We start from the raw sequence: 1,748 nt of genomic DNA, 5'->3' as shown, positions 1-1,748 counted from the left end.
CTCTTCTGGTGTGGAGGCGGGATGTGTCCGATTCTTGAGAACTCAACAGCGTGCACTATGTTCAATGCCAAATTTATAACCCCGTCCGGGTCTTGTGATCCGGTTGGGTTCCTTTGGAAATTGATGTCAGTAATGATGTCTTATTTGCTAGAGGTCAAACTTGAGTGCCTTCCTTTCGGGGTTGGTGTTCGTAATTTTTTTACGGAGAGTTTGATCCTGGCTCAGGACGAACGCTGGCGGCGTGCTTAACACATGCAAGTCGAACGATGAAGCCCAGCTTGCTGGGTGGATTAGTGGCGAACGGGTGAGTAACACGTGAGTAACCTGCCCTTGACTCTGGGATAAGCGCTGGAAACGGCGTCTAATACCGGATACGACCTGCCCCGGCATCGGGTGCGGGTGGAAAGTTTTTCGGTCAAGGATGGACTCGCGGCCTATCAGGTAGTTGGTGAGGTAATGGCTCACCAAGCCGACGACGGGTAGCCGGCCTGAGAGGGTGACCGGCCACACTGGGACTGAGACACGGCCCAGACTCCTACGGGAGGCAGCAGTGGGGAATATTGCACAATGGGCGAAAGCCTGATGCAGCAACGCCGCGTGGGGGATGACGGCCTTCGGGTTGTAAACCTCTTTTAGTAGGGAAGAAGGGCTTCGGCTTGACGGTACCTGCAGAAAAAGCACCGGCTAACTACGTGCCAGCAGCCGCGGTAATACGTAGGGTGCAAGCGTTGTCCGGAATTATTGGGCGTAAAGAGCTCGTAGGCGGTTTGTCGCGTCTGCTGTGAAAACCCGAGGCTCAACCTCGGGCCTGCAGTGGGTACGGGCAGACTAGAGTGCGGTAGGGGAGAATGGAATTCCTGGTGTAGCGGTGGAATGCGCAGATATCAGGAGGAACACCGATGGCGAAGGCAGTTCTCTGGGCCGTTACTGACGCTGAGGAGCGAAAGCGTGGGGAGCGAACAGGATTAGATACCCTGGTAGTCCACGCCGTAAACGTTGGGAACTAGATGTGGGGACCTTTCCACGGTCTCCGTGTCGCAGCTAACGCATTAAGTTCCCCGCCTGGGGAGTACGGCCGCAAGGCTAAAACTCAAAGGAATTGACGGGGGCCCGCACAAGCGGCGGAGCATGCGGATTAATTCGATGCAACGCGAAGAACCTTACCAAGGCTTGACATATACCGGAAACTTCCAGAAATGGTTGCCCCGCAAGGTCGGTATACAGGTGGTGCATGGTTGTCGTCAGCTCGTGTCGTGAGATGTTGGGTTAAGTCCCGCAACGAGCGCAACCCTCGTTCTATGTTGCCAGCACGTCATGGTGGGAACTCATAGGAGACTGCCGGGGTCAACTCGGAGGAAGGTGGGGATGACGTCAAATCATCATGCCCCTTATGTCTTGGGCTTCACGCATGCTACAATGGCCGGTACAAAGGGCTGCGATACCGTAAGGTGGAGCGAATCCCAAAAAGCCGGTCTCAGTTCGGATTGAGGTCTGCAACTCGACCTCATGAAGTCGGAGTCGCTAGTAATCGCAGATCAGCAACGCTGCGGTGAATACGTTCCCGGGCCTTGTACACACCGCCCGTCAAGTCATGAAAGTCGGTAACACCCGAAGCCAGTGGCCTAACCGCAAGGAGGGAGCTGTCGAAGGTGGGATCGGTGATTAGGACTAAGTCGTAACAAGGTAGCCGTACCGGAAGGTGCGGCTGGATCACCTCCTTTCTAAGGAGCATCTGGACACCATGCGTT

1 rRNA gene is annotated in these 1,748 nt (G+C 55.3%); it reads left to right on the top strand.

Annotated elements, in window-relative coordinates:
- The first annotated feature begins 198 nt into the window (after positions 1–198).
- Positions 199–1,721 (top strand): 16S ribosomal RNA (locus MT351_RS19775).
- The last annotated feature ends 27 nt before the right edge of the window (positions 1,722–1,748 follow it).

The sequence above is a fragment of the Rathayibacter sp. VKM Ac-2926 genome (genome assembly GCF_022815565.1).
GTDB lineage: Bacteria > Actinomycetota > Actinomycetes > Actinomycetales > Microbacteriaceae > Rathayibacter > Rathayibacter festucae.
This window is presented reverse-complemented; position numbering and strand designations above follow the sequence as displayed.